The sequence below is a fragment of the Paraburkholderia sp. GAS32 genome, from assembly GCF_050434225.1.
Taxonomy (GTDB): domain Bacteria; phylum Pseudomonadota; class Gammaproteobacteria; order Burkholderiales; family Burkholderiaceae; genus Paraburkholderia; species Paraburkholderia madseniana.
On record NZ_JBNPVS010000031.1, the window covers coordinates 75,941 to 100,619 of the forward strand.

Here is a 24,679-nt window from a genome sequence, read left to right on the forward strand (position 1 = left end):
CACTCGCTGGATCAACAGGAATTTCGATGAGTGCCACTTCCGCCTCGCCTTCCTCCGCCACGCGGCGCGCATGGATGGCCGTGCTGGCCCGCACCCCGCGCGCCGATCTCGAAGCCGCGCTGCAACGCGCGCTGCAAGGCGTTCCACCCCCTGCTTACGACTGGCTGCGGCCACCCGAAATCGGCCTCGCGATGGTGCGCGGCCGCGTCGGCGGCAGCGGCGACCCGTTCAATCTCGGCGAGGCCACCGTCACGCGCGCCACGTTGCGTTTGCGCGTCACGGGTGACACAGCCGCAGCCGTCGGCGTAGCGTGCCATCTGGGCCGCGACCGCCGCCGCGCCGAACTGGCAGCGCTTGCCGATGCGTTGCTGCAAATGCCCGAACATCACACCGCCTTGCACCAGCAATTGATCGCGCCGTTTGCCGAACAGCAAGCCGCGCAACGCGCCGAACGCAGACAGGACGCCGCAGCCACACGCGTCGAATTCTTTACGATGGTCAGAGGCGACTGATGGAAAACTCGCAGATTGCATTGTCTACCTTGACACCCGGTTTCGCAGACCCGGTCCACGACACCCAGGCGGTATTCCGCACGCTGCTCGACGCACTGTCGCGCCCGGGCACGGTGGGCGTCGTCGAAAAAGGCTTGCCGGAGGTGCGGGCCACTCGCGCCGCGCTCGCCGCTTTCGCCGCGCTGCTGACCCTGTGCGACTACGCCACGCCCGTATGGCTCGCCCAACCCGATACGGCACTGGGTTCGGCGCTGCGCTTTCATACCGGCGCGCCGCTCGTCGACGAACCGGGACTTGCGGCCTTCGCCTATATTCACGATGCAGGCGCAATGCCGGCGCTGGAAAGCTTTGCACTCGGCGAAGCGGAATCGCCTGAGCACTCGGTGACCTTGCTGATCCGCGTCGAAGCGTTGACAGGTGGCGCACCGATCGTGCTCAGCGGTCCCGGCATTCAGCACACCACGACGATTGCGCCGATCGGTCTGCCCGAGCACTTCTGGCGCGAACGCGCCGCCCTCGCGCCGCTCTTTCCGTGCGGCATCGATTGTTATCTCGTCTGCGGCAGCACGTTGATCGGCCTGCCGCGCACAACTCAAGCGAAGGTGAACTGATGTACGTTGCCGTCAAGGGTGGAGAACGCGCGATCGAAGCGTCGTGGCGTCTGCTCGACAAGTCGCGCCGTGGCGATACGCGGCTGGCCGAACTCAGCGTCGCGCAGATTCGCGAGCAATTGCGCCTCGCCGTCGCGCGAGTGATGACCGAAGGCTCGGTCTACGACGAAGAACTCGCCGCGCTCGCAATCAAGCAGGCTGCGGGCGATCTGGTCGAAGCGATCTTTCTGCTGCGTGCGTATCGCACCACGTTGCCGCGTTTCGGTTATACGCAGGCGATCGACACGGAAGCCATGCAAGTTGAGCGCCGTATTTCGGCAACGTTCAAGGACGTGCCCGGCGGGCAATTGCTCGGCGCGACCTACGATTACACGCAACGTCTACTGGATTTCGCGCTGCTTGCCGAAGGCGATGCCGGAACCGATGCGGCCACAACCCCGGCTTCCATTCAAGCCGCCCAGTCCGCAGCAGAAGCCGTGCCGCGCGTGGTCACGCTGCTCGACAAGGAAGGCCTGATCGAACAGGAACGCCCCACGCCGGACGCGCCGGAACCCGGTGATCTCTCGCGCGAGCCACTCGCGTTTCCCGCGAGCCGCGCCACGCGTTTGCAGAATCTCGCACGCGGCGACGAAGGCTTCCTGCTCGCCATGGGCTACGCCACCCAACGGGGCTACGCGCACACGCATCCGTTTGCCGGCGAGATCCGCTTCGGCACGATCGCCGTCGAAATGGAACTCGATGAACTGGGCGAAGCCGTTGAAATCGGCGACATCGATGTCACCGAATGCCAGATGATCAACCAGTTCGCCGGCAGCGGCAACGTGGCCCCTACTTTCACGCAAGGCTATGGTCTCGCGTTCGGACACTCGGAACGCAAAGCGATGGCCATGGCACTCGTGGATCGCGCGTTGCGCGCCGAGGAGCTCGGCGAAACGCTCGCCTCGCCGACGCAGGACATCGAATTCATGCTCTCACATAGCGATAACGTCGAAGCGTCCGGTTTCGTTCAGCATCTGAAATTGCCTCACTACGTCGACTTCCAGTCCGAACTCGAACTCGTGCGGCGTCTGCGGGCGCAACACAGCGCAGAGGGCCAGGATCAGGGCAAGAATCAGGATCACGATCAGCAGGAGCAAGCGGCATGAACGCGCCGGCCACATCTCACACCACCGCGTCGTACGACAGCGCCGCGGACGGCTACAACTTCGCCTACCTCGACGAACAGACCAAGCGCATGCTGCGCCGCGCGTTGCTCAAGGCGGTCGCCGTGCCGGGCTATCAGGTGCCGTTCGGCTCGCGGGAAATGCCCCTGCCGTACGGCTGGGGCACGGGCGGCATTCAGGTGACCGCGGCGATCATCGGCAGGAACGATACGCTGAAGGTCATCGATCAGGGTTCCGACGAAACCACCAACGCGGTCAACATCCGCCGCTTCTTCGCGCGCACCACGGGCGTGACAACCACGCGCCGCACGACCGAAGCGACGATCATCCAGACACGTCACCGGATTCCGGAAGCGCCGCTCACCGACAAGCAGATTCTGGTCTATCAGGTGCCGATGCCCGAACCGCTATACAAGCTGGAACCGCGCGCTACGGAATGCAAGAAGCTGCACGCACTGGCTGATTACGGCTTGATCAGCGTGAAGCTGTACGAAGACATCGTGCATCACGGCAGCATCGCCACCACGTACGACTACCCGGTGATCGTCAACAACCGCTATCTGAGTTCGCCGTCGCCGATTCCGAAGTTCGACAATCCGAAGATGCATATGAACCCCGCGCTGCAATTGTTCGGCGCCGGCCGCGAACGGCGCATTCACGCGATCCCGCCGTACACGCCCGTGCGCAGTCTCGACTTCGACGATCACCCGTTCGAAGTGCAGAAGTGGCAGCACGCGTGCGCGCTGTGCGGATCGACGGAAAGCTTCCTCGACGAAATGATCGTCGACGACGCCGGCAAGCGCATGTTCGTCTGCTCGGATAGCGACTACTGCCACGAACGCCGCGGCGATCAGGACCTCGAGCTGCCGGCATACGAAGCGCGCAAAGGAGAAACCGCATGACGCCGCTGTTGAGCGCCCGTTCGCTCACCAAACAATTTGGCGGCCGCAACGGCTGCAGGAACGTCAACTTCGATCTGTATCCGGGCGAAGTGCTGTGCATCGTCGGCGAATCCGGTTCGGGCAAGACCACGCTGCTCAATGCACTCGCCCTGAAAACCGAAACCGATAGCGGCTCGCTCCACTACACGGCAACGCATGGCGAAAAGCTCGATCTGCTCGCCTTGTCCGAACCGCGCCGGCGTCTGTTGATGCGCACCGAGTGGGGCTTCGTGCAGCAGAATCCGCGCGACGGCCTGCGCAGCGGCGTCTCCGCCGGCGCGAATATCGGCGAGCCTTTGATGGCCGTCGGCGCCCGCCATTACGGCGACATCCGCCACACCGCTACGCAGTGGATGGAGCGTGTCGAACTCGACGCCACTCGCATCGACGAATTCCCGGCGGCGTTTTCCGGCGGCATGCAGCAGCGTTTGCAGATCGCACGTAACCTCGTCACCGGTCCGCGCCTCGTCTTCATGGACGAGCCGACCGCCGGTCTCGACGTCTCGGTGCAGGCACGTCTGCTCGACTTGCTGCGCACGTTGACGTCCACGCTGCATCTGTCGGTGCTGATCGTGACGCACGATATCGGCGTGGCGCGCCTGCTCGCACATCGTTTGATGGTCATGCAAGGCGGCGAAGTGGTCGAGTCGGGCCTGACGGACCAGGTGCTCGACGATCCGCAGCATCCGTACACGCAAACGCTGGTTTCCTCGGTTCTGCCGGTTTGAGGCTCACAATGCGATCCATTGAAACAAGCAAGGAATTCCACGCCACCGAACGCGCGTTCATCGAGAACAACGCACTGATGCTGCGCGCGGTCGGCATCGGCAAAACCTTCACGCTTCACGGCCAGGGCGGCGTGCAGATCGAAGCGCTCGCGGGCGTGTCGCTCGATGTCGAGCGCGGCGAGTGCGTCGTGCTGATCGGACCTTCAGGCGCGGGCAAGAGTACGCTGCTGCGCTGTCTGTACGGCAACTACCTGGCCAGCTCGGGCTCGATTGCCATTCGCGATGCGGCGGCGGATGACGGGCCGCCGGTGTCGATCACCGGCGCCGAGCCGCACGACGTGTTGCGGCTGCGCCGCGGCGTGGTTGGCTACGTCAGCCAGTTTCTGCGCGTGATTCCGCGCGTGCCGACGCTGACGCTCGTCGCCGAACCGCTGCTGTCGCGCGGCGTGGCCGAAGACGAAGCGCGTGCGCGTGCGGCAGCCCTGCTGGCGAGATTGAACGTGCCCGAGCGGCTGTGGTCGCTCGCGCCCGCCACTTTCTCCGGCGGCGAACAGCAGCGCGTGAACATCGCCCGCGGTTTGATCGCCGGGCACCCGCTGCTGCTGCTCGACGAGCCCACGGCCTCGCTCGACGCGGAAAACCGCGACGTGGTCGCCGATCTGATCGTCGAAGCGCGCGAGCGCGGCGCGGCGATCGTCGGCATCTTTCACGACGAAGATACCCGCAACAAGGTGGCCACACGCCGTCTTGAACTCCAACCGCCGTTGCGTCCGCCGTTACGTCACTAACTGACACGAAACGGCACTAAACTGAACCACTGAGCTGAAACATTGAGTCGCGCACTGAATCGAAACACAGCGGTGCAACACTCAGGACAGACTACGGAGCAAGTCGATGTTGATCAAAAACGCTCGCATCGTGACGCGAGACGAAGTATTTACCGGCATGCTACGCATCGAAGACGGGATGATTCGCGACGTCGAGCGTGGCACGACCTCGGCGCGCGAAGCGGAAGATTGGGAAGGCGACTATCTGTTGCCGGGTCTGATCGAACTGCACACGGACAACCTCGAGAAGCATCTGGTGCCGCGTCCGGGCGTGCAATGGAATACCGATGCCGCCTTCGTGATCCACGACGCGCAAGTGGCGGCGGCCGGCATCACCACGGTGTTCGATGCCCTCGCGATCGGTTCGCGCTCGAACGTAGGGCTGCGCGGCCGCGATATGCAAATGCAATGTGCCGCATCCCTCACGCGCTTCTCCGAGCGCAAGCTGCTGCGCGCCGAACACTTTCTGCATCTGCGCTGCGAAATCGCCACCGCCGACGTGGTCGAGTTGTTCGATTCGTTGTGCACGCATCCGTTGCTGCGGCTCGCCTCGGTAATGGATCACACGCCCGGCCAACGTCAATGGCACGACCGCGAACAATGGCGCCGCTTCCAGGAGCGCAACGGCAAGCTGACTGACGAACACGTGGCGACCGCCCTGGTCGAACTGTCCGTCGAACAGGAACGTTACGCCGACGCGCACCGCCGCGAGATCGTGGCACGCTGCAACCGGCTCGGCATTCCCGTGGCGAGCCATGACGACACGCTGATCGAACACGTCGAACAGGCCAAGGCCGAAGGTATCGTGCTGGCCGAATTTCCGACCACCCGCATCGCCGCCGAGGCGGCACGCGAGCATGGCATTTCGACCATCATGGGGGCGCCGAATATCGTGCGCGGCGGCTCGCATTCGGGCAACGTGTCGGCCCTCGAACTGGCGAAGGCGGACTTGCTCGATATCCTGTCCTCGGATTACGTGCCGTCCAGTTTGATGACGGCTGTGTTCGACCTGGTGAGCAAGGCCGGCTGGACCCTGCCGCGCGCCATGGCGACGGTTTCCGCCGAGCCGGCCCGCACGGCGGGGCTGCATGACCGCGGGGCGATCGAAGCGGGTTTGCGCGCGGACTTCGTGCGCGTCACGATGCTCGACGCGTTGCCGGTGCCGCGCGCGACGTATCGCGCCGGGGCACGGATCGTCTGACGATGTTGTCAGGCCTCGCTGGTGACGGGCAGCAGTGGTTCCACCGCGGCCCAGCGCGTCCAGCGTGGTGTCTGGTCAGGCGCTTCGACGCGCAAGGTGCGCGAGCCGTCGCCGAATACCAGGGATTCGATATTGAATGCGCTCCCCTCTTCAATGCCGGCGTCGCGCACGTGACCGGATTGGTAGGTGAAACTGAGATTGCCTTCGCGCAACAACTCGAGGTAGACGTCGAAGTCAGTCGTTGACGAACGTGTGGCCCAACGATTCAGGAGGGTGGCGGCGATTTCGGCGTCGTACATTCTGTACCTCTCTGGACATATGCCGTGCCCTGACTATAGCTGAAAAACACGCATTGTGCTGCAGCGCACCATTGTTGATCTTTACTGCCCTTTACATGACCGCTCGCGCCCCGCTCAGACCTGCTCCACGAATCTCCTGCGTCATTTGCGCGTACAACGAGGCGCCCCGCATCGGCACGGTGCTGGCCGTGGCCTGCGCGCATCCTTTGCTCGACGAAGTCATCGTGGTGGACGATGGTTCGACCGACGGCACCGCCGACGTGGTCGAGCGTTTCGCGTCGGCGCGGCTGATCCGGTGCGCCGAGAACCGCGGTAAAAGCGCCGCCATGGCAACCGGGATCGCCGCCGCGCGTGGCGAACTGTTGATGCTGCTCGATGCCGACCTGAAGGGTCTGACGGCCGAGAGCATCAGCGCGCTCGCCCTGCCTGTCCTGCAAGGCAGCGCGCAAGTGAGCATGAGCCTGCGCCAGAACAGCCTGCTGGCATTCCGCGCCATCGGCCTCGATTTCGTCTCCGGCGAGCGCGTGGTCAAAAAAGCGCTGCTAAGCGAAGTCCTGCAGGACGTTCACGGCTTGCCGCGCTTCGGGGTCGAAGTGTTCATGAACCGCCGCATCATCGCGCGCCGTCTGCCGATTGCGGTGACTCACTGGCCACGGGTCACGCAGGCTCGCAAAACCGAGAAACTCGGCTACTGGAAAGGCATGCGTGCGGAATGGCGCATGATCGCCGACCTCCTGAAGGCGGTCTATCCGCTCGCGCTGATTTCACAGACCTTTCAAATGCTTCGCTTACGCAGTGAGCAGGACTCACGCGCGAGTTTTGCGGCCCGCATGCGCAAAGTGCCCGATACCGATAGTCCGCGCTGAAGCGCTTACCGAAGCTGGCGAACGCCGTAAGCCGCACTGTGCCGCGCTGTGCCGTTCCAGCCCGGCCCTCGAGGTTTCAGTCGGCGGCCGACAGTGGGTTGCGCCCCCTCGTTGCCAGCGCAACGAAACCTGCCGCGCCCAGCGCCAGAGGGCTGTAAAGCGTCGCGAAACGCCACAACACCAGCGCCGTCGCGATGCCCGCGCGGGGCACCCAACTCGCGAATGCGGCAGCGAGAGCGATATCGCCGGTGCCACCACCCGCGGGCACGCCGGTCCACAACGCGGCATGCAGCACGACGGCCTGCACGGCCAGAACGAAACCCAACGGCAGGCGGTAACCGAGTTCGCGCAAGATAAACCAGAGTGCGCCGTAGCGCAGCAACCACTGCAGCGTCGTGAGCAGACACAACGCGGCAAGCCGCCACTTGGGTCCGGCGACCAGTTCCAGCCATTGCCGGCGAACGCTATGGAAAAACCGGCTCAATCTCGCGCGGCGCTCGTTGAGCCAATGAACGCGCCGGCCGGCGGCGTCCAGTGTCGCCGCCACGCGCCGGCGATTCATCCAGCAGACACCGACGAGGCATGCGGCTCCGGCCAGCACGCCGAACACAAGCGGCGCGCTCGCGCGCGGAATCACCTGCGTCAGCGGCCCGAAGGCAAACAGCAGGGACACCGGTACGGCGGTCGTGAAGAACGCGAGATCGAGCGCCTGATCCGCGCCGACAACCGTCGTCGCAAGCGACCAGGATGCGCCGGCGCGCTGCAGCAGGCCGATGTTGACGCCATAGCCCGCCGCGCCCAACGGAGAAGCCAGGAACGCGAAATCGGTAGCCAGCGTGATGGCAAACGTGCGCAGGAAACTGACCCGGAAGCCGAGCGCGGTCTGCATCAGATGCAGCTTGCCCGCTTTTGCCATCGCGCTGATCGCAGCACTCGCGGCAAGCGCGGCGAATACGTAGAGAGAGACGTTACGCAGCCCGGCGAACGCCGCGTGCGAATTGAGAACGAAAGGCGCGCCGACGGCGAGGCCGATACCGGCAAGCGCCACCAACACTGCCGCTTTACGCGTATGTGATCTGATCAACGAAGGCCTCAGCAAGTACAGCCTGGCCCCGCTTTCTCCGCACGATGCAGCATGCATGAGGCCGCGCCGTGCGTGAAATCGAGGCCGTCCGGGGGCCTCATGATAACCACGCGAAGCTGCGTTTTCGTGACTAGCGATCGGCGACTAGCGTTTGGCGGGCGGGCAGCAACTGCCCCCATCCGACCAGCACGTGCTGGATGCTGCGGGCGTAGGCGTCACGCTGCTTCGGGGACTCCGAGTGGTACGCGCCGATCGCGCGCCAGGTATTGCCGTATTTGACCATCTTCTGCTTCAGCAGCCACGCGGCCACGTAGACGTTCACACATGGATCGGTCAATGCGCGGTGCGGTACGCCCTCGCGCGCGAGGTCACCGAAATGAATCGAATTGATCTGCAACTGGCCGACGTCGATCGAACCGTTCGCGTTCTGGTGTATCGCGTCCGGGTCGCCCTTCGATTCGTACCATGCAACCGCGCGCAATATCCAGGGATTGACGCCCTGATAGGCTGCGGCCTCATTGAAGCAATCGTCGGCCGCGTAGGCCGCGCCGCACATCGACAGCCACGCTAGCGCGGCACAGAAGAGTTTCAAGGACACGATTCATCCTTCCGCTTGATAGCGGCAAAAGTGGCGAGCTCCACGCCGCGGGCGAATTACTTGGCCAACGCCAGATCGATTTGCCGTTGCACGGAGTCGAGGTACGTATGCGAAGCATCGGACACGACGAGCCGGACAGCCGGCAGCGGCGCTCCCTTGCGTTCCTGCGACTGGATCGGCGCACGCGACTTCTTTCGATGCGTCGTCGGCTTCACAGGCAAGTCATCATCGCTGCCGCTCGACGGCGGCAGCATCGCAAGCGTTGGTAACGGTGGATAAACCTTGTCCGCCGCCGGGGGAAACGTGGCAGGAAACGCGCCGGCCGACTGCAGATCCGTTCCCGGTGAGCCCGCAAAAGCAGGCGCGGCGAGCAGCGTGGCCACCGCCAGTAAGGTGATTCGAAGCATCGCGATGGCCTCCTTCATTGCACCGTCCTGATCGACACGCTATAGGGCTGACCCAGGCCAGCGGTTCGATTCTCAAAGCTCACCTTCGACATGCGTTGCGCAGGCACACCCTTCCATACCGCCTGGTTCAGGTACGCGAAATCCTGACCCAGCGCGGTGACCAGCACGACCGTGGACTGCTGTTGCGCGGCGGCCAGTGCGCCTGCCTTGGTCAGCACGGCGGTGAGTTGAGGGTCATGCGCCCCGAGCGCATCCGGCGGAATCTCGAAGCTGATGACTTCGTTGGGCGCCTTGTCCGTGTGCGCGGCATTCTGCGCAGGCATCTGTGCGCACCCGGCCAGCGCGAGAACGGCTACCAAAAACCACACCTGTCGCTTCACACCCGTCTCCAGTCAATCCCGTTGCTGTAACGATGTTTTCGGCAAACCCACATCAAAAGTTGATAGGCCGAAAACGCATTGGCGCAAATCAGACAGAGTTACCTCAAGATCGGCGCAAACGATTGCGCCAGCGCTCGACGAAGCACCGATCGAGGCAAACTTCCCTCGGGCTTTGCCACTGAAATCGTCTGATGATTGGGGGCTGGAGACGCCGCGAGACGGGGCTCCGCGGGTTATGCGTGCATGAAATTGGCTGGCGCAGCGGGGGGCTACGCCTAGGGCCGTAATAGGGCCGTAATATGGCCGTAAGCGAGCAAGCCGGCGGCCTACCCGCACATCGGCCTAAGTCGACAGCGGCACGCGCTCCGGTTCATCCGCGTCGAACCACGCCGGATTGCGCTCCGCAATCGGACCAAGCGACATCAGAATCTCGCGCAGGTGACTGCGCATCGCTTCTTCAGCCGCGCTCGGGTCGTGCGCGCGCAGGCCGGCCAGAATCTTCGCGTGCTGCTTGATCAGCAGATCGAGCGGTGACACGTCGGGCAAGCTCAGGTAGCGCACCCGGTCCATCTGCGCCTTGATGTCCTGAATCGTTTCCCATGCCGCCGTGCAATCGATCGCCTGGGCGATCGCGTAATGAAACGCCTCGTCGAGCGCGAGGAAGGCGGCGGTGTCGTTCGATTTCGCCGCAAGCTTCTGGTCGCGAAGGTTGTCGGCCAGTGCCTGCAACTGCTCGTCCGTGATCGACACGGCTGCCTTCTTCACCACCGCCGTCTCGATCGCTTCGCGAATGAAACGCCCTTCCCGCACCTGGCGCGGCGAAATGCGCTTCACGAAAGTGCCGCGCTGCGGCAATACCTGAAGCACACCTGCTTCCACCAATTTGATGAACGCCTCCCGCACCGGTTGCCGCGACACCTGAAACATGTCGGACACTTCCTTCTCCGAGAGCGGCGTGCCCGGCACGAGTTGACCGACGAAAATTGCCTGACGCAGCGCACGGAAAATCTGCTTGCCGATCGGCTCATGCGAGTCGAACGAGACGCTGGCGGTCAGATCCGGCAGTTCGACACGCGCGCCGGCCTGCACGCTCGCGCGACGCCTTGTGCGGGACGCAAGCGAGGCATCGGAGGAGAAAGAAGACGCGTTGGCGTGGAGGTTCTTGGTCGGCATCGGGTAAAGCAGCGGATAGCAACGAATGAATAGCGACAGAGACGGCGCACACCATGAATACCCACCAGGATATCCACTAAAGTGTGTCGCACCATACTACCATGCACGTTTCATGTTTAAGGCACTCGCTCGCGGCTCGCGAATCCACACCAGCGAACACAGCGCGCCGAGCACGGCAATCGCCCCTGCCAGCACGAACGCACTAGCGTAGTTACCGTGCGTCGCTTCGACGATGAAGCCCGTCACCGCGGGTCCGATCACGCCGGCCAGATTCGCCAGCAAGTGCACAAAACCGCCCGCGCCGCCGACGTGTTCGCGCGGCACGGTGTCCTGAATCACGGCCCAATACACTGCGCCCGTCACATACAGGAAGAAGATCGACACCGACATCAGCGCGACCGCCCCCTGAGTACTGGCGACACGCCCGGCCAACGCGACACACACCGCCGCCGCGCCCAGACAAGTACTCAGCACGATCTTGCGCGACAGCAGCGGCTTACCGGTCAGGCGCAAGATGAAGTCCGAGATGAAGCCGCCCGCCGCGAGCCCGATACTGCCGAGCAGCCACGGAATCACCGTGGCGAAACTCATGTCGCGCAGGCTCAGGTGATGCGCTTCGGTCAGATACGTCGGGAACCACGACAGGAAGAAAAACAGCACGTAGTTGTATGAGAAGAACGCGAAGGCCGTCGCAAGAATGATCGGCTTCTTCAGGAAGTGCCGCAGGCCGAGCCGCTCGCCGTCGGCCGAATGCGCGATCGCATGTTCGTCCGCCTGACCGGCACGGATGAGTTCGATCTCATCAGGCGTGACGCGCGAATTTTCATGCGGGTGTTCGGTGGTCGTTGCCGCCCACAATACAAGCCACAAGAGTCCCAGCATCATGATCGCGACGAAGGCCCAGCGCCAGCCGAACTGCACCGCCATGAAGCCGACCACCGGCCCCGCCAGCGCGCCGCCGAGCGGTGTGCCCGAACTGATCACGCCAATCGCGCTCGCGACTTCCTTGCGTGGGAACCAGTTATTGACCATCTTGCTGTTCGACGAACTGAACGGACCTTCGCCCATGCCGAACAGCACACGCAGCACGATCAGAGAACCGATGCCGGTGGCCAGCGCGGTCGCACCGCAGAACACCGACCACACGCCCATCGCGGTGCCGAACACGCGTTTCGCGCCGACCTTATCTGACAACACGCCGCCGACAAAATTGAACAGCGCATAGCCGATGAAAAAGCTGCTGAACACGATACCCATCTGCGCATGCGAGAAATGCAGGTCTTTCTGGATCAGCGGTGCGGCAATCGACAGCGCCGCGCGGTCGAGATAGTTAATGACGCCGGCCAGAAACAATAGCGCGACAACAAACCAGCGTTGACTCTTGATCATCAGGTGTCTCCTTCGGGTCGCCTCTTGGTGGGCGTTTTGAATAGCTTAAGTAGCTTGATTGGCCTGGCAAGGCGCTGCGGTCATGTGCAATGCTTCAGGCCACGTTCGATGCTCAATCGAAGTTCAGATGCACCTTCATCGACTGCGAGCGGTCGAGCGCCACTTCGAACGCACGGTTCGCTTCACTCATCGCGAATGCATGCGTCATGAGCGGTCGCAAATCGACTTTGCCGGAGGCGATTTCATCGGCAGCGATGGCGTATTCACCGGTGAAGCGGAACGAGCCTTGATAGCGGAGTTCCTTCGACATCACCAGGTTCGCTGCCACCGGCGACTGGCCGGCCGGCAGATTGCCCACCTGAATCACCGTACCGCCGGCTCGTGCCGCACGCAGCGCAGTATCGAGTCCGGCGGGACTGCCCGATGCCTCGATGACCACGTCGAACGTGCCGCGTTGCGCGGACCATTGATCGATCGTGGCGCTGTCTGTCGCGTTCACGATCTGATCCGCACCGAGTTGCTGCGCAACCTGCAACGCCCGATCCGAAAGATCCAGCGCGACCACGCGATGAGCACCGGCGCGGCGCGCCACGCTCAGCAGAATGCAACCGATCGGCCCGCAACCCACCAGCAAGACATTCGCGCCAACGAGCGAACCCGCCTGCTTCACTGCATGCAACGCGACGGCAAGCGGCTCGGCCATCGACGCCTGCGCAAAATCGACGCCATCCGGCACAGGTACGCATTGCCGCGCCGCGACGACGATGTATTGACGGAACATGCCCTGCGTATGCGGGAACGTCGATGCACTGCCCATGAAGCGCATGTTCAGACAATGATTCGGCATCCCGCCGATGCAAAAGCGGCACGTCCCACAGGCAAGTCCAGGATTGACGGCAACACGCTGTCCGGGTGTCAGACGACTCTCCGCGCTCACGCCCTCGCCGAGCGAATCGATCTCGCCGGCCACTTCATGTCCGAGCACGAACGGCTCGCGTACCGCGAAATCGCCGCTCTTGCCTTTGAAGTAGTACGACAGATCGGAGCCGCAAATACCGCCGGCGCGCACGCGTACTCGCACCTGGCCGGGGCCGGGTACGGGCGGCTCGACTTCGTCGATGCGGATCAGTTTGGGTTCGTGAAGCACGGCTGCGAGCATGAAGGACTCCGGTATGCCATAGGTTTCGCGCTCAGTGCCGCGCGAAAGAAGATGAAGAAGCGAAATCAGCTCACCAGTTCCACAGCGTCCCGTCTTCGAGACGCGCGACCGGCAGATACGCGGGGTCGTAGGGATACCGCGCGGCCGCTGCTTCGTCGATATCGACACCATGGCCCGGCGCTTCGCCGGGATGCATCATGCCGCGCTCGAAGCGCCATCCATGCGGGAATACGTCAAGCGCCTCGGGTGGAAAGCCCATGTATTCCTGCACGCCGAAATTCGGCACCCACAGATCGAAATGCAGCGCCGCGCCCATGCACACTGGAGACAGATCCGACGGCCCATGACAACCGGTTCGCACCTGGTACAGCGAAGCGAAATCTGCAATGCGCCGCAGATGCGTAATGCCACCCGCGTGCGTCAACGTCGCGCGGATATAGTCGATCAATTGCTCCTCGATCAACTGTTTGCAATCCCAGATGCTATTGAAAACTTCACCGACGGCGATCGGCGTGACCGTATGTTCGCGAATCAGCCGGAAGCCGGCCTGGTTTTCCGCGGGCGTTGGGTCTTCCATCCAGAACAGGCGATACGGCTCGACCGCTTTGCCAAGACGCGCGGCCTCGATCGGCGTCAAACGGTGATGGACGTCATGCAGCAAATGCGTATCGAAGCCGAATTTGTCGCGCACCGCTTCAAAGAGCTTGGGTACGAAGTCGAGATACTTTTCCGACGACCAACTCTGCTCCTCCACCGCGCCCTTGGTGGCCGGCTCGTACATGCCACTGCCTTTCGACACGCCATACACCGAGCGCATATTCGGCACACCGCATTGAATGCGAATGGCCTGATAGCCGGCTTCGATGTGTTCCGCGTAACGGTCGAGCGCTTCGGGAATGTCGCGGCCGGTGGCGTGGCCGTACACCATCACGCCTTCTCGCGAGGCGCCGCCGAGCAGCTTATATAAAGGCATGCCCGTTACCTTGCCGAGAATGTCCCACAGCGCCATATCCACCGCGGCGATCGCCGTCATCGTGACGGGGCCGCGGCGCCAGTACGCGCCTTTGTAGAGGTACTGCCAGGTGTCTTCGATACGGCCGGGATCGCGGCCGATCAGCAACGGGCACACGTGGTCTTTCAGATACGAAGCGACCGCCAGTTCGCGGCCGTTCAGTGTTGCATCGCCGATGCCGTGTACGCCTTCGTCCGTGACGATTTTCAATGTGACGAAATTACGGCCCGGGCACGTGACGATCACGTCGGCGCGAACGATCTTCATGACATCTTCCTTGCAGAGGCGAGTCGCGAACCGTGCACAACGGCGGCATGCGACTGGCTGTTTTTCATGTCGATTTTGAGTGCCGGTTGAAGTGGAAAATCGCACTCGTCAACCTGTCTCAAATCGTTTGAACGATGCTACCATACAAGTATAGCGACACGTCAAATCAGGGTTTTCCCGTTGAACGGCGTCGGTCTGAAGCCTTTCCGCACCTGGAATTCGTCACATGATTTCTGTAGCCACCCTGCCTCGCCTCGTCCGCCAAGCGTTGCCCACGCTGCAAACACATCTGCTCTCACCGCAATGGCGGGAGCCGCGCATCGGCATCGTTCATCTGGGGATCGGCAACTTCCATCGCGCGCATCAAGCCCTCTACACGGAGGAGGCCATGCTTGCCGCGGGCGGCGACTGGGGTATTTGCGGCGTCACGCTGCAAGGCGATGTCGGCAAGCGCGACGCGCTGATGGAGCAGCAAGGTTTGTATAGCGTGGTTGAACGCGGGCCGCATGGCGCCAAGGTGACGGTCGTGCGTGCGCTGCGCGAAGTGCTGGCCATGCCGCACGATCGCGTCGCCCTGTTCGCGCGCCTCGCGGATCCGCTGGTTCAGATCGTCTCGCTGACCGTCACGGAAAAAGGCTACTGCCGCGACCCGAAAACCGGCGAGGTCGCGCTGGACGATCCCGCCGTTGCACACGATCTGGCCAACCCGCTCGAACCGCGCACGGTGCCAGGCATCCTCGTCGCGGCATTGCGCGAGCGGCGCGACGGTGCGCACGGCAAACCGTTCACGGTGCTCTCGTGCGACAACCTTTCCCATAACGGCGCCGCGCTGCGCCAGGTGGTCTGTTCGTTCGCGCGGCAACGCGATCCCGAGCTGGCCGACTGGATCGCCGCCCACGTTGCGTTTCCATCGACGATGGTCGACCGTATCGTGCCGGCCACCACGGATGCCGAACGCATCACCGTAGCCCACGCAATCGTTTATGCGGATGCCGCACCGGTGCCATGCGAGCCGTTCCGGCAATGGGTCATTGAAGATCGTTTTGCCGGGGGACGTCCCGCATGGGACGCAGTCGGCGCGCAACTCGTCGAGGACGTCACGCCCTTCGAACTGGCGAAGCTGCGCATGCTGAACGGCACGCACTCGACGCTGGCCTATCTGTCGATGCTCGGCGGCTTCGAGACGATCGATGCAGCGATCTCTCACCCCGCCATGCGCAATCTCATCCACGCGATGATGACGGAAGAAATCGCGCCGACGCTAACCATGCCCGCATCATTCGACCTGGCCGCCTATCGGGACGCACTGCTCGAGCGCTACGCGAATCCGGCGCTGAAACATCGCTGCGCGCAGATCGCGATGGATGGCAGCCAGAAGATTCCACCGCGCCTGCTCGCCACGATTGCGGCGCGGATCGGCGCGGGTCAACCGTTCACGCGTCTCGCGCTGGCGATAGCGGCCTGGATGATATTTTTGCGCGGCCACGCGGACAACGGCACGCGTTACGAAATCAGCGATCCGCTGGCCAGCAGATTGAAGACGCTCGCGGCATCCGCGCAAGGTGAGCCGCAGGCGCTGATGGACGCGCTACTGACTGTGCGTGAGGTGTTTCCGGAAGATCTGGCCGCCCTTCCCGAGTTCAGGAAAGCGCTTCGACACGCATTGCAGTTGCTTCACGAAAATGGCGCGCAAGGGGCCATTGCGGCATTGCAATGAAATTCGGCGTGTCAGGCGGTCGGCTCCGCCTCACGGCCTTGCGTTGCGCCTTCGCTCGCCTGCTCCTGTTCCTGTTCCCGTTTACGCGCCGCCAGCACATCCTGGTAGCGCAGATAGCCACACCGTCCACCCGCTTTGGCCGCATACATCGCCGCGTCGGCGTGGAGCAGCAGCTCCTCCACCGTGGCGCTATCGTCCGGAAACTGGCTGATGCCGATGCTCGCGCCCACCGTCATGCTTTGTCCGTCGATCAGCAGTTCTTCGTTCAACGCCCCCATGATGCGCGAGGCAATCCCCGGTGCGGCCTCCGTGGAGCGCGGCCCCTCGACCAACACGATGAACTCATCGCCGCCGAGGCGCGCGGCGACATCCGCGCTGCAAAGCACCTGCTTCAGCCGCTGCGCCACCGCGGCGAGCACCTTGTCACCAATCGAATGGCCGAACTGGTCGTTGATCTGCTTGAAGCGGTCGAGGTCGACGAACAGCACGGCAAGCCCTTCCTGACGCCGTGTCGCTTCCCCGATCGCCGCCTCGAGCTTCTGCATGAACAACATGCGGTTCGGCAGGCCGGTCAACCCGTCGTGCGTGGCGAGATGCACGAGCTCACGTTGCTTGTTATGCAGCACATCCATTTGCGACTTGATTTCCCGGCGCAGACGATCGAAGCAGCGCGCGAGTATGCCGATCTCGTCGGTACGTTTGAGCGGCAGCGTTTCCATCGCGTGCTCGGCGAACAGATGCGTCGCCGCATACGCGAGAATGTGCAAAGGCTTGGTCAGGGCGCGCGCAAACAGAATCGCGAGGAACAGCGCCAGCACGCTGAAGATCAACACCATGCGAATGATTCTGTTACCCAGTTGGGTGGCGCCGGACAATACATCCTCGAGCGGCTTGGCGAGGCCGATCACGACAAAACGGTTGCCTTCGGATGCGCCGAACGGTCTGCGCACGAAAGCAAGCACCTGACCGGCCGCCTGCCTCGGCCGCTCGAGACCGTCCAGCAGAACTTCGCTTTCTGACAGATCGAAGAGCGGCCTCGTAGCGGAAAAGCTGTCCTGCATCAGAACGCGGCGGCCCTTGTCGAAGCCGAACGTTTTCGAGGCATCCGGATGGACCAGGAAATCGCCCCATTCGTTGGCGAGATAGACCTGATAGTCGCTCGGCAAATCGCTCTGCAAACGGTTGAACAGTCCGGCCAGATCGATATCGATAATCACGACGCCCACGACTGCGCCACTCGCGTCCGCCACAGGTGTGCCGAGCCGCAGTGTCGGTTTGCCCTCGGCGGCATGCGCGCCGTACTCGTGGTTCACCGCGATCGGCGAGGTGTAAATGCGTCCGGGCGAGAACGCCAGTGTGTCGAACACATACGCAAACTGGCCTTTTTCCTGCAGGTTGTTCCCCTCGACCCGCACGAGGCCGTCGGCATCGCGGTCGAAACGGATCAGCTCGAGTCCGAAGTGCTTGCGAGTAATGAAACGAATCTGCAGGTACTCGGGGTGGTGAACCATGAAGCTGGCATACACCTGCGCCAGTTGTTCGCGCGGCGCATTCGCGCCAACGCCGTCGTCGGTCTGCGCGACGTCCGCCAAAGACGGCAAGCTCGCGAGCACCAGCGCGTCTGCGGCAACATCGTCGATCGCCACGGAAAAGCGCTGGCCCAACAGCTCCGTTGAAGTCAGCAGGCTGTGTCCGGCTTCGTTCACGAGCATCGTACGGTTGGCACGATACGTGTAATAACCGGTCGCACCGGACGCGAGCACGCCAATGCACGCAAGCAGAATCGATAACTTGAAGGTCAAGCCGGGGCGCATCATCAAAAACGCTCCGACCTGTCGCCCGACACGATTCTGCTCCACAGGTCTTCGCGCCGTTGAATATCTTCCACCGGGCCGATCCAGACGATATGCGCCTTGTCGCTATTCTCCGCCGGCGCCGTCAACGTGTTGGCGAGCCCCTGGCGTTGCGTCAGCAACGCACTGACGTCCGGTTCGAGCATGTAGTTGATCCACGCAAGCGCGAGCGGGCGATCCTTGGCGGAACGCGTCATCGACCAGCAGTCCAGCCAGGCGAGCACCCCTTCGTCGGGAATCACGTAGCCCACGTCGGCGCCGGCGCGGCGCAACGATTCAACCTGCTGGGTGCCGTAGTTACCGAACATCAAGGCAACTTTATGCTGGATGAAGAACGCGGTCGCTTCTTCGGGCAGCGTGTAATAGGTCAGCAGGTTGCGGCGCAGATCGACGAGCTTGTGAGCGATCACGCGCATCTGCGTGGCGTCGAGCTGGAAGGGATGGGGATAGCCCAGCGCCAACGCGGTGAACGAGAAATTATGCTGGGCGCTATTGAAGTCGAGAACCTTGCCGCGATAGCGCGGGTTCCACAATTCGCGCATCGAGCGCGGCGCAACGGCGATCTGCTTGCGGTCATAGATCAGCCCCATCGACGAGTACGTGAATGGAATGGCGTACACATTGCCTGCCGAGGTCAGCCCTTCGATCGACGACAGCGCCCGAAACCGCGGCAACTGTTTTTTCGTATTCGGCAAACTGGCCAGATCGAGCGGCGCCAGCAGATTCGCGCGGGTATAGCGCTCGATTTCAGCAGTATTCGCAGCGAGCACATCGAACTGCGGCGTGCCCTGAGCATGCATCTGCGCCCATAGCGCCTCGTCGGAATCGACCAGCGTGACTTCGACCTTCGCGTTGTAGCGCGCCTCGAAAGTCTTGACGACGTCGGCGTCCGCATAACCGGGCCATGCCAGTACACGCAGAACGTTGTCGGCGGCCACGACGGGTGCTGAAGACAAAAGGCTACAGCAGAAAGCGGCGTTTATCAGTAATGTCAAAAACCCGGAAAACCCGCGGCCGCGCAGTGACTTCACGCGTGCCGCTGCGACTGCAGTTCGGCTCCGGCGCGATGGTTTGAAACAGCGCATTTCGTCTGCCATCGAAATCGTGTGCATATACAACCGCTTAGCAGAAGGTCATTAAGACGAACGCAAACAGGCGCGCGGTATTTAATCGCGGGCGTAGTGCTCGATGACTTTGTTCAGACAGATACCGATATGATCGTACGCTGCAACGGCAGCCGTTCGGAGCGTTGATCATAGCGCCAAGCAATGCATTTTTGGTTCCGGCCCCGCCTCAATCGAGAAAAAACAATCGGTCAGGTGTGATTTAACAAATACGCTCATCTGTATTTAACGGTTGTTCAAGCGAAATCTTTAACTCGCCGACAGGCAATTGAAACAATCGCGGGCGCCGTAATAGTCTGCAATAAGTGCTGGTAATAGCGCCATTCTGAATACTGGTTTTGCCGGTACAACGCGTCTTGCGAAGTACGCCGGCAACGCGCCGTGGTTAGCCAACTTCATTACGGCTTCGTTACACGACAACAGGTAGCATCCCAAGGCCATGCAAGACGCATGGCGGCGCCGTCGAATCTCCACCACATTCAGGCTTTAGAAGCTATTCCCGAACGCTATCCGGTGTTTCACTAACTACCCTATCTTTTTGAACTGATAAGCTTGGCGCGCGCTGCTGGCCGCCCCGGCCGGCAGCTTCAACCCAAGCCTGGTCGTGAGTCGCGCCGGGCGTCCCGCAGCGGCACAACCGCATACGGGAGTATTCGAACTACACCGAGGAGTTAAACAGTGAAAAAACTGCTAGCGGCTTTGACGGTTGCTCTGCTTGCAACCGTCTCGATTGGCGCACACGCTAAAGATTGGTCGACAATCCGTTTCGGCGTTGACGCCAGCTACCCCCCGTTTGAGTCCAAGGGCTCGGACGGCAAGCTCGCGGGCTTCGACATCGACCTCGGCAATGAAATCTGCGCGCGCCTGAAGGCCAAGTGCGTGTGGGTCGAAAACGACTTCGACGGCATGATCCCGGCCCTGAAGGCGAAGAAGTTCGACGGCGTGCTGTCGTCGATGTCCATGACGCCGCAACGCGCTGAACAGATCGCCTTCTCGTCGAAGCTGTTCAACACGCCGACGCGCCTCGTCGCGAAGAAGGGTTCGGGCATCCTGCCGACCGCCGATTCGCTCAAGGGCAAGACGGTTGGTGTCGAGCAAGGCACGATCCAGGAAACCTACGCGAAGACGTACTGGGAAGCGAAGGGCGCGAAGGTCGTGCCGTATCAGAACCAGGACCAGGTCTATGCCGACTTGCTGTCGGGCCGTCTGGACGCAGCGCTGCAAGACGCGGTGCAAGCTGACATCGGCTTCCTGAAGACGCCGCGCGGCGCGGGCTTCGAATTCGTCGGCAAGGACCTCGACGATCCGAAGATCCTCGGCAACGGCGCAGGCATCGGCATGCGCAAGGAAGACACCGATCTGAAGGCGAAGGTCGACAAGGCGATTGCCGACATCATCAAGGACGGTACGTACAAGAAGCTCGAGAAGAAGTACTTCGACTTCGACGTGTACGGCGGCTAAGCCAGCCACGCGCGCCTGACGGCGCGCTTGCCAGCTCGCAAAAACCGGGCTCCGCATCACGCGGAGCCCGTTTCGTTTGCGGGACCGCTTTGCCGCGCCGCCTGGACTGCGATCGAAGCTGACCGGCCGGCCCGCGCGCCGTGCGCTCCGGGCCGCGCCGCATAAGACCACGCACCGCGTCATATCGGCTAAGATCGTGCGCTAGAGGCGCTGCGAACCCGCCCGCCAATGACCGACCTTTAGACACCCTTTCCCTTTGTAATCAACGACATAGCGCGGCACGCCCCAGATGCCCGCGGATTTGAAAACCATGCAAACCCAAACCCATCCGCTGATTGCCCCGACGCTCGGCACCGCCCGTAATCTGACGAGTTTTCACTATGGTCCTGGCGGCGGGCAGAAGATTTACATCCAGTCGTCGCTGCATGCCGACGAGTTGCCGGGCATGCTGGTTTCGTGGGCGTTGCGCCGCAAGCTCGCCGCGCTGGAAGCTGCCGGCAAGGTGCGCGGCGAAGTCGTGATCGTGCCGGTGGCCAATCCGATCGGCCTGAATCAGCACTTTCTCGGCCATCTGACGGGCCGCTTCGAGACCAACAGCGCGCAGAACTTCAACCGCAATTTCTACGAGCTGTCGGCGCTGATTCAGCCCGGCATCGAAGCGCGGCTGACCGACAACATCGACGCCAATCGCACGGCGATCCGCGCGGCGATGCGTGAAGCGCTCGACGCGCAGAAGCCAGAAACCGAACTCGAATCGCAACGTCTGGCGCTGCAAAAGCTCTCGTATGACGCCGATGTCGTGCTCGATCTGCACTGCGACTGGGAAGCCGCGATGCACCTCTACACGAACCCGGACCTGTGGCCGGAAGTCGAGCCGCTCGCCTGCTATCTGGACGCCAAGGCCTCGCTGCTGGCGCTGAATTCGGTGGGCAATCCGTTTGACGAAATCCACAGCTTCTGCTGGTCGGATCTGCGCGGCCGCTACGGCGAGCGTTTTCCGATTCCGAACGGCTCGGTCTCGGTCACGATCGAACTGCGCGGTCAACGCGAAGTGTCGTACGAGTACGCGGAGCGTGACGCTCAGGCGATCATCGAGTACCTGACCTCGCGTGGCGTGATCGACGGCACACCGGCGCCGCTGCCGGCGCTCGAATTCGCCGCCACGCCTCTGGCCGGCGCCGAGCCGATCGTCGCGCCGATCAGCGGTGTGCTCGTGTATCGCTGTGAAGTCGGTACCTGGGTCGATGTCGGCCATGAGATCGCCGATATCGTCGATCCGTTGACCGATCGTGTCGTCACGCTGAAGAGCACCGTAGCCGGCGTGCTATATGCGCGACATTTGACGCGCTTCGCGACGGCCGGGCTGGAATTCGCGCGCATTGCCGGAGCGAAGGCGTTCAGAAGCGGGTCGTTGTTGAGCAACTGAGGAACAACTGAAGCCGCGCCTTCCCAAGATTTATCTGCGGAAGCTGTGTCTGCCAAGCAAAACGCCCGCTATTTCCGCGGGTGTTTTGCGTTTACGGGTCTGTTGCGAAAGAGCGGAGTGCTCAAAGGCGGCCGGAAAGCCGCCTATAAAAGCGCTCAGAAAGCCGGAATGATCGCGCCTTTGAACTGCGTGTCGATGTACTTGCGCACTTCATCCGAATCGTACGCCGCGACCAGCTTCTTGACCCACGGCTTGTCGCGATCCTGCGCGCGCACGGCGATCAGATTCGCGTACGGACCTTTGAGGTCCTCGATCGCGATCGCGTCTTTCGTCGGCTGCAAGCCGGCCTTCACCGCGTAGTCCGTGTTGATCGACGCTGCGTCGAGGTCGTCGAGCGAGCGCGGCAATTGCGCGGCGTCGAGCTCCACCAGCTTGATCTTCTTCGGATTCTCGGCGACGTCGAGCGGCGTTGCGTTGACACCGTTCGTGCCGACGCCCGGCTTCAGCTTGATCACGCCGTACTTCTGCAACAGCAGCAGCGCGCGGTTGCCATTCGACGGATCGTTCTGGATGCCGACCTTCGCGCCTTCCGGCAAGTCCTTCAGCGACTTGAGTTTCTTCGAATAGAAGCCCATCGGCGAAACGTAGGTCAGGCCGACGTTGACGATCTTGTAGCCACGCTGCTTGATCTGGCTATCGAGAAACGGCTGGTGCTGGAAACCGTTGGCGTCGAGGTCGCCGGAGTCGAGCGCCGCGTTCGGCTGCACGTAGTCGTTGAATTCGATGACCTTCACATTCAGCCCTTCGCGCGCCGCCACCTTGGTCACGACCGACCAGATCTGTGCGTCCGGGCCGCTCATCGTGCCGATCTTCAGTTGTTTGTCATCAGCGTGCGCAAACGTTGCCGTAAGCGAAACGGCGGCGATAGCGAGCAGATTCTGGATGATTTTGCGGCGTTGCATGCGTTTCCCCACAAGCGATTTTGATTGGTAGGTGCGAATCCTCGCATGCCCCCGATGCACCCGAAAACCAATCGTTTTTCACACGCTTATACGCACGATCTGGAAAAAGCTTATGAGCGGCGTGCCTTGCTTGATTTCAACTGGCAACGCTATGTGAGTGTCGCGCCGGCGCGACAGATTACAAAAATAAGCAAAGCTGTCACATACCTTACTCTGCGTTCCCTTAAATTGCGGGCCATCGCACGACCTTACCAAAGAGTACGGCGTGGTGATCGCTTAATTTTTAATCGGAGAAAGTCTTGAACAAGAAAGTATTGGCCGCCGCTACGCTCGCCGTCTTCGCCACCGCCGCACACGCACAAAGCAGCGTCACGCTGTATGGCTTGATCGATGCCGGTTTCACCTATGTCAACCATGCTGGTCCTCAAGGCCAGAAGCTCTATCAATACGGCGACGGTGTCGCCCAAGCCAGCCGTTGGGGCCTGCGCGGTTCTGAAGACCTCGGCAATGGCCTGAAGGCGCTGTTCACGTTGGAAAACGGCTTTAACTCCGGCACCGGCGCGCTCGGCCAGGGCAGCTCGCTGTTCGGCCGTCAGGCATACGTCGGTCTGTCGCAGAACGGCATCGGCACGCTCACGTTCGGTCGCCAATACTCGTTCTCGACCGACTTTCTGGGTGGCGTGTACACCAACGGCAGCCAGACCGTCGCTGGTAACTACGGCTATCACATCAACGATGTCGACCAGCTCACGTCGAGCCGCGTCAGCAACGCGGTCAAGTTCACCAGCGCGAACTTCGCGGGCCTGACCTTCGGCGGCATGTACGGCTTCTCGAACCAGGCTGGTGCATTTGCTGGCGCGCCGGGCGCAAGCGGTTCATCGTCGGTTTACAGCTTTGGCGTGAACTATGCGAACGGCCCGTTCGGCATCGGCGCTGCGTACACGGACATCCGCTACCCGGGTTCGGCATCGCCGACCACCTTCTCGACGACGCTCGCAAACTCGGCAATCAGCGGTACGGCTAAGGACCTGTCCACGGTCGGCGTTGGCACCAAGTACTCGATCGGCGCGGCAACGATGTGGGCTCTCTGGACGCACACGAACATCGAGCAGATCACCGGTCACATGACGACGTTCAACGCGTACGAAGCAGGCGGCAAGTACGCATTCACGCCGGCACTGACGGGCGCGCTGGGCTACACGTACATGCAGTCGAAGGACCAGACCAACGGTCACTGGAATCAGATCGACGCCAGCGTCGACTACGCACTGAGCAAGCGCACCGACGTGTACCTGCTGGGCGTCTATCAGGCTGCTGCGGGCAAGACGTCGAAGAATACCGGTCTGCAAGCGCAGATCGGCTCCAGCACGAGCAGCTTCCTGCCGGTGGCAGGCGCAAGCACGCAACTGGCAGTTCGCGCAGGCCTGCGTCACAAGTTCTAAGCGAGTTTTGCCTTGTCGGTGAGGAGCGCGAGTTCCTTGCTGTCCCCGAGGTTCTGGAAAACGCCCTGCGGGGCGTT

24 protein-coding genes are annotated in these 24,679 nt (G+C 62.3%); 12 read left to right on the plus strand and 12 right to left on the minus strand.

Annotation, left to right across the window (positions count from 1 at the left end; all coding sequences use genetic code 11):
* Positions 1-26 precede the first annotated feature (26 nt).
* The 7 genes from phnG (at position 27) to P3T25_RS31100 (ending at position 5,983) form a co-directional block, all read left to right on the plus strand.
* Entirely contained in the window at positions 27-512 is a 486-nt protein-coding gene (gene phnG, locus P3T25_RS31070) for a phosphonate C-P lyase system protein PhnG (RefSeq protein ID WP_171928177.1), read from the plus strand.
* Positions 512-1,123 carry a phosphonate C-P lyase system protein PhnH gene (phnH, locus tag P3T25_RS31075; RefSeq protein WP_266239484.1) on the plus strand — a complete coding sequence of 204 codons (612 nt, stop codon included), beginning with the start codon at positions 512-514 and terminating at the stop codon, positions 1,121-1,123. Before phnG ends, phnH begins: the two co-directional genes overlap by 1 nt.
* Positions 1,123-2,268: a carbon-phosphorus lyase complex subunit PhnI gene (locus P3T25_RS31080; RefSeq protein WP_429360720.1), complete on the plus strand. Its 1,146-nt coding sequence runs from the start codon at positions 1,123-1,125 to the stop codon at positions 2,266-2,268. The genes phnH and P3T25_RS31080 overlap by 1 nt, the downstream gene beginning before the upstream one ends.
* Positions 2,265-3,188 (plus strand): alpha-D-ribose 1-methylphosphonate 5-phosphate C-P-lyase PhnJ, encoded by a 924-nt coding sequence (locus P3T25_RS31085; protein WP_266256826.1) that lies wholly within the window; start codon positions 2,265-2,267, stop codon positions 3,186-3,188. Before P3T25_RS31080 ends, P3T25_RS31085 begins: the two co-directional genes overlap by 4 nt.
* Positions 3,185-3,955 (plus strand): phosphonate C-P lyase system protein PhnK, encoded by a 771-nt coding sequence (phnK, locus tag P3T25_RS31090; RefSeq protein WP_429360722.1) that lies wholly within the window; start codon positions 3,185-3,187, stop codon positions 3,953-3,955. Before P3T25_RS31085 ends, phnK begins: the two co-directional genes overlap by 4 nt.
* Before the next feature lie 8 nt (positions 3,956-3,963).
* A complete protein-coding gene (gene phnL / locus P3T25_RS31095; RefSeq protein ID WP_429360724.1) occupies positions 3,964-4,743 on the plus strand; it encodes a phosphonate C-P lyase system protein PhnL in 780 nt (259 codons plus the stop codon).
* A 106-nt stretch (positions 4,744-4,849) separates the two neighbouring features.
* Positions 4,850-5,983 carry an alpha-D-ribose 1-methylphosphonate 5-triphosphate diphosphatase gene (locus P3T25_RS31100; protein WP_154564689.1) on the plus strand — a complete coding sequence of 378 codons (1,134 nt, stop codon included), beginning with the start codon at positions 4,850-4,852 and terminating at the stop codon, positions 5,981-5,983.
* An 8-nt stretch (positions 5,984-5,991) separates the two neighbouring features.
* On the opposite strand, the gene P3T25_RS31105 is transcribed toward P3T25_RS31100, so the two are convergent.
* Positions 5,992-6,282, minus strand: coding sequence for a hypothetical protein (locus P3T25_RS31105; protein WP_097395939.1), 291 nt, complete (start codon positions 6,280-6,282; stop codon positions 5,992-5,994).
* A 95-nt stretch (positions 6,283-6,377) separates the two neighbouring features.
* Here P3T25_RS31105 and P3T25_RS31110 point away from each other — a divergent pair, with 95 nt between their 5' ends.
* Positions 6,378-7,148: a glycosyltransferase family 2 protein gene (locus P3T25_RS31110; protein ID WP_154564691.1), complete on the plus strand. Its 771-nt coding sequence runs from the start codon at positions 6,378-6,380 to the stop codon at positions 7,146-7,148.
* Between the two features lie 76 nt (positions 7,149-7,224).
* Here the strand turns inward: P3T25_RS31110 and P3T25_RS31115 are convergent, their stop codons facing one another.
* The 8 genes from P3T25_RS31115 to manD all read right to left on the minus strand — a co-directional run bounded on the left by P3T25_RS31115 (position 7,225) and on the right by manD (position 14,617).
* The gene (locus P3T25_RS31115; RefSeq protein ID WP_429360727.1) at positions 7,225-8,232 is read right to left on the minus strand and encodes a lysylphosphatidylglycerol synthase transmembrane domain-containing protein; all 1,008 of its coding nucleotides are present in this window, start codon (positions 8,230-8,232) and stop codon (positions 7,225-7,227) included.
* Positions 8,233-8,362: 130 nt separating this feature from the next.
* Positions 8,363-8,788 (minus strand): lytic transglycosylase domain-containing protein, encoded by a 426-nt coding sequence (locus tag P3T25_RS31120; protein WP_266239535.1) that lies wholly within the window; start codon positions 8,786-8,788, stop codon positions 8,363-8,365.
* A gap of 98 nt (positions 8,789-8,886) precedes the next feature.
* A complete protein-coding gene (locus tag P3T25_RS31125; RefSeq protein ID WP_429360728.1) occupies positions 8,887-9,237 on the minus strand; it encodes a hypothetical protein in 351 nt (116 codons plus the stop codon).
* A gap of 14 nt (positions 9,238-9,251) precedes the next feature.
* On the minus strand, positions 9,252-9,560 hold the full coding sequence (locus P3T25_RS31130; protein ID WP_233465006.1) for a hypothetical protein: 309 nt from the start codon (positions 9,558-9,560) through the stop codon (positions 9,252-9,254).
* A gap of 399 nt (positions 9,561-9,959) precedes the next feature.
* Complete coding sequence (locus P3T25_RS31135; RefSeq protein WP_154564699.1) at positions 9,960-10,790, minus strand: GntR family transcriptional regulator; 831 nt, start codon at positions 10,788-10,790, stop codon at positions 9,960-9,962.
* 96 nt (positions 10,791-10,886) lie between these two features.
* Complete coding sequence (locus P3T25_RS31140) at positions 10,887-12,179, minus strand: MFS transporter (RefSeq protein ID WP_429360729.1); 1,293 nt, start codon at positions 12,177-12,179, stop codon at positions 10,887-10,889.
* A 112-nt stretch (positions 12,180-12,291) separates the two neighbouring features.
* Entirely contained in the window at positions 12,292-13,338 is a 1,047-nt protein-coding gene (locus P3T25_RS31145; RefSeq protein ID WP_429360730.1) for an L-idonate 5-dehydrogenase, read from the minus strand.
* A gap of 70 nt (positions 13,339-13,408) precedes the next feature.
* Positions 13,409-14,617 carry a D-mannonate dehydratase ManD gene (gene manD / locus P3T25_RS31150; protein WP_429360731.1) on the minus strand — a complete coding sequence of 403 codons (1,209 nt, stop codon included), beginning with the start codon at positions 14,615-14,617 and terminating at the stop codon, positions 13,409-13,411.
* Positions 14,618-14,843: 226 nt separating this feature from the next.
* Here manD and P3T25_RS31155 point away from each other — a divergent pair, with 226 nt between their 5' ends.
* Complete coding sequence (locus tag P3T25_RS31155; protein ID WP_429360732.1) at positions 14,844-16,334, plus strand: mannitol dehydrogenase family protein; 1,491 nt, start codon at positions 14,844-14,846, stop codon at positions 16,332-16,334.
* A gap of 11 nt (positions 16,335-16,345) precedes the next feature.
* Here the strand turns inward: P3T25_RS31155 and P3T25_RS31160 are convergent, their stop codons facing one another.
* Positions 16,346-18,151 carry a diguanylate cyclase domain-containing protein gene (locus P3T25_RS31160; protein WP_429360733.1) on the minus strand — a complete coding sequence of 602 codons (1,806 nt, stop codon included), beginning with the start codon at positions 18,149-18,151 and terminating at the stop codon, positions 16,346-16,348.
* Positions 18,151-19,299 (minus strand): ABC transporter substrate-binding protein, encoded by a 1,149-nt coding sequence (locus tag P3T25_RS31165; protein ID WP_429360734.1) that lies wholly within the window; start codon positions 19,297-19,299, stop codon positions 18,151-18,153. The genes P3T25_RS31160 and P3T25_RS31165 overlap by 1 nt, the downstream gene beginning before the upstream one ends.
* Positions 19,300-19,989: 690 nt before the next feature.
* Here P3T25_RS31165 and P3T25_RS31170 point away from each other — a divergent pair.
* Both P3T25_RS31170 and P3T25_RS31175 read left to right on the plus strand, forming a co-directional pair.
* Entirely contained in the window at positions 19,990-20,772 is a 783-nt protein-coding gene (locus P3T25_RS31170) for an ABC transporter substrate-binding protein (protein WP_429360735.1), read from the plus strand.
* Positions 20,773-21,082: 310 nt separating this feature from the next.
* Entirely contained in the window at positions 21,083-22,198 is a 1,116-nt protein-coding gene (locus P3T25_RS31175; RefSeq protein ID WP_266239500.1) for a succinylglutamate desuccinylase/aspartoacylase family protein, read from the plus strand.
* A 155-nt stretch (positions 22,199-22,353) separates the two neighbouring features.
* On the opposite strand, the gene P3T25_RS31180 is transcribed toward P3T25_RS31175, so the two are convergent.
* Positions 22,354-23,160 carry a MetQ/NlpA family ABC transporter substrate-binding protein gene (locus P3T25_RS31180; protein ID WP_429360736.1) on the minus strand — a complete coding sequence of 269 codons (807 nt, stop codon included), beginning with the start codon at positions 23,158-23,160 and terminating at the stop codon, positions 22,354-22,356.
* A 299-nt stretch (positions 23,161-23,459) separates the two neighbouring features.
* Between P3T25_RS31180 and P3T25_RS31185 the strand changes: the two genes are divergently transcribed.
* Positions 23,460-24,602 carry a porin gene (locus P3T25_RS31185; RefSeq protein WP_154564717.1) on the plus strand — a complete coding sequence of 381 codons (1,143 nt, stop codon included), beginning with the start codon at positions 23,460-23,462 and terminating at the stop codon, positions 24,600-24,602.
* Positions 24,603-24,679: the final 77 nt, after the last annotated feature.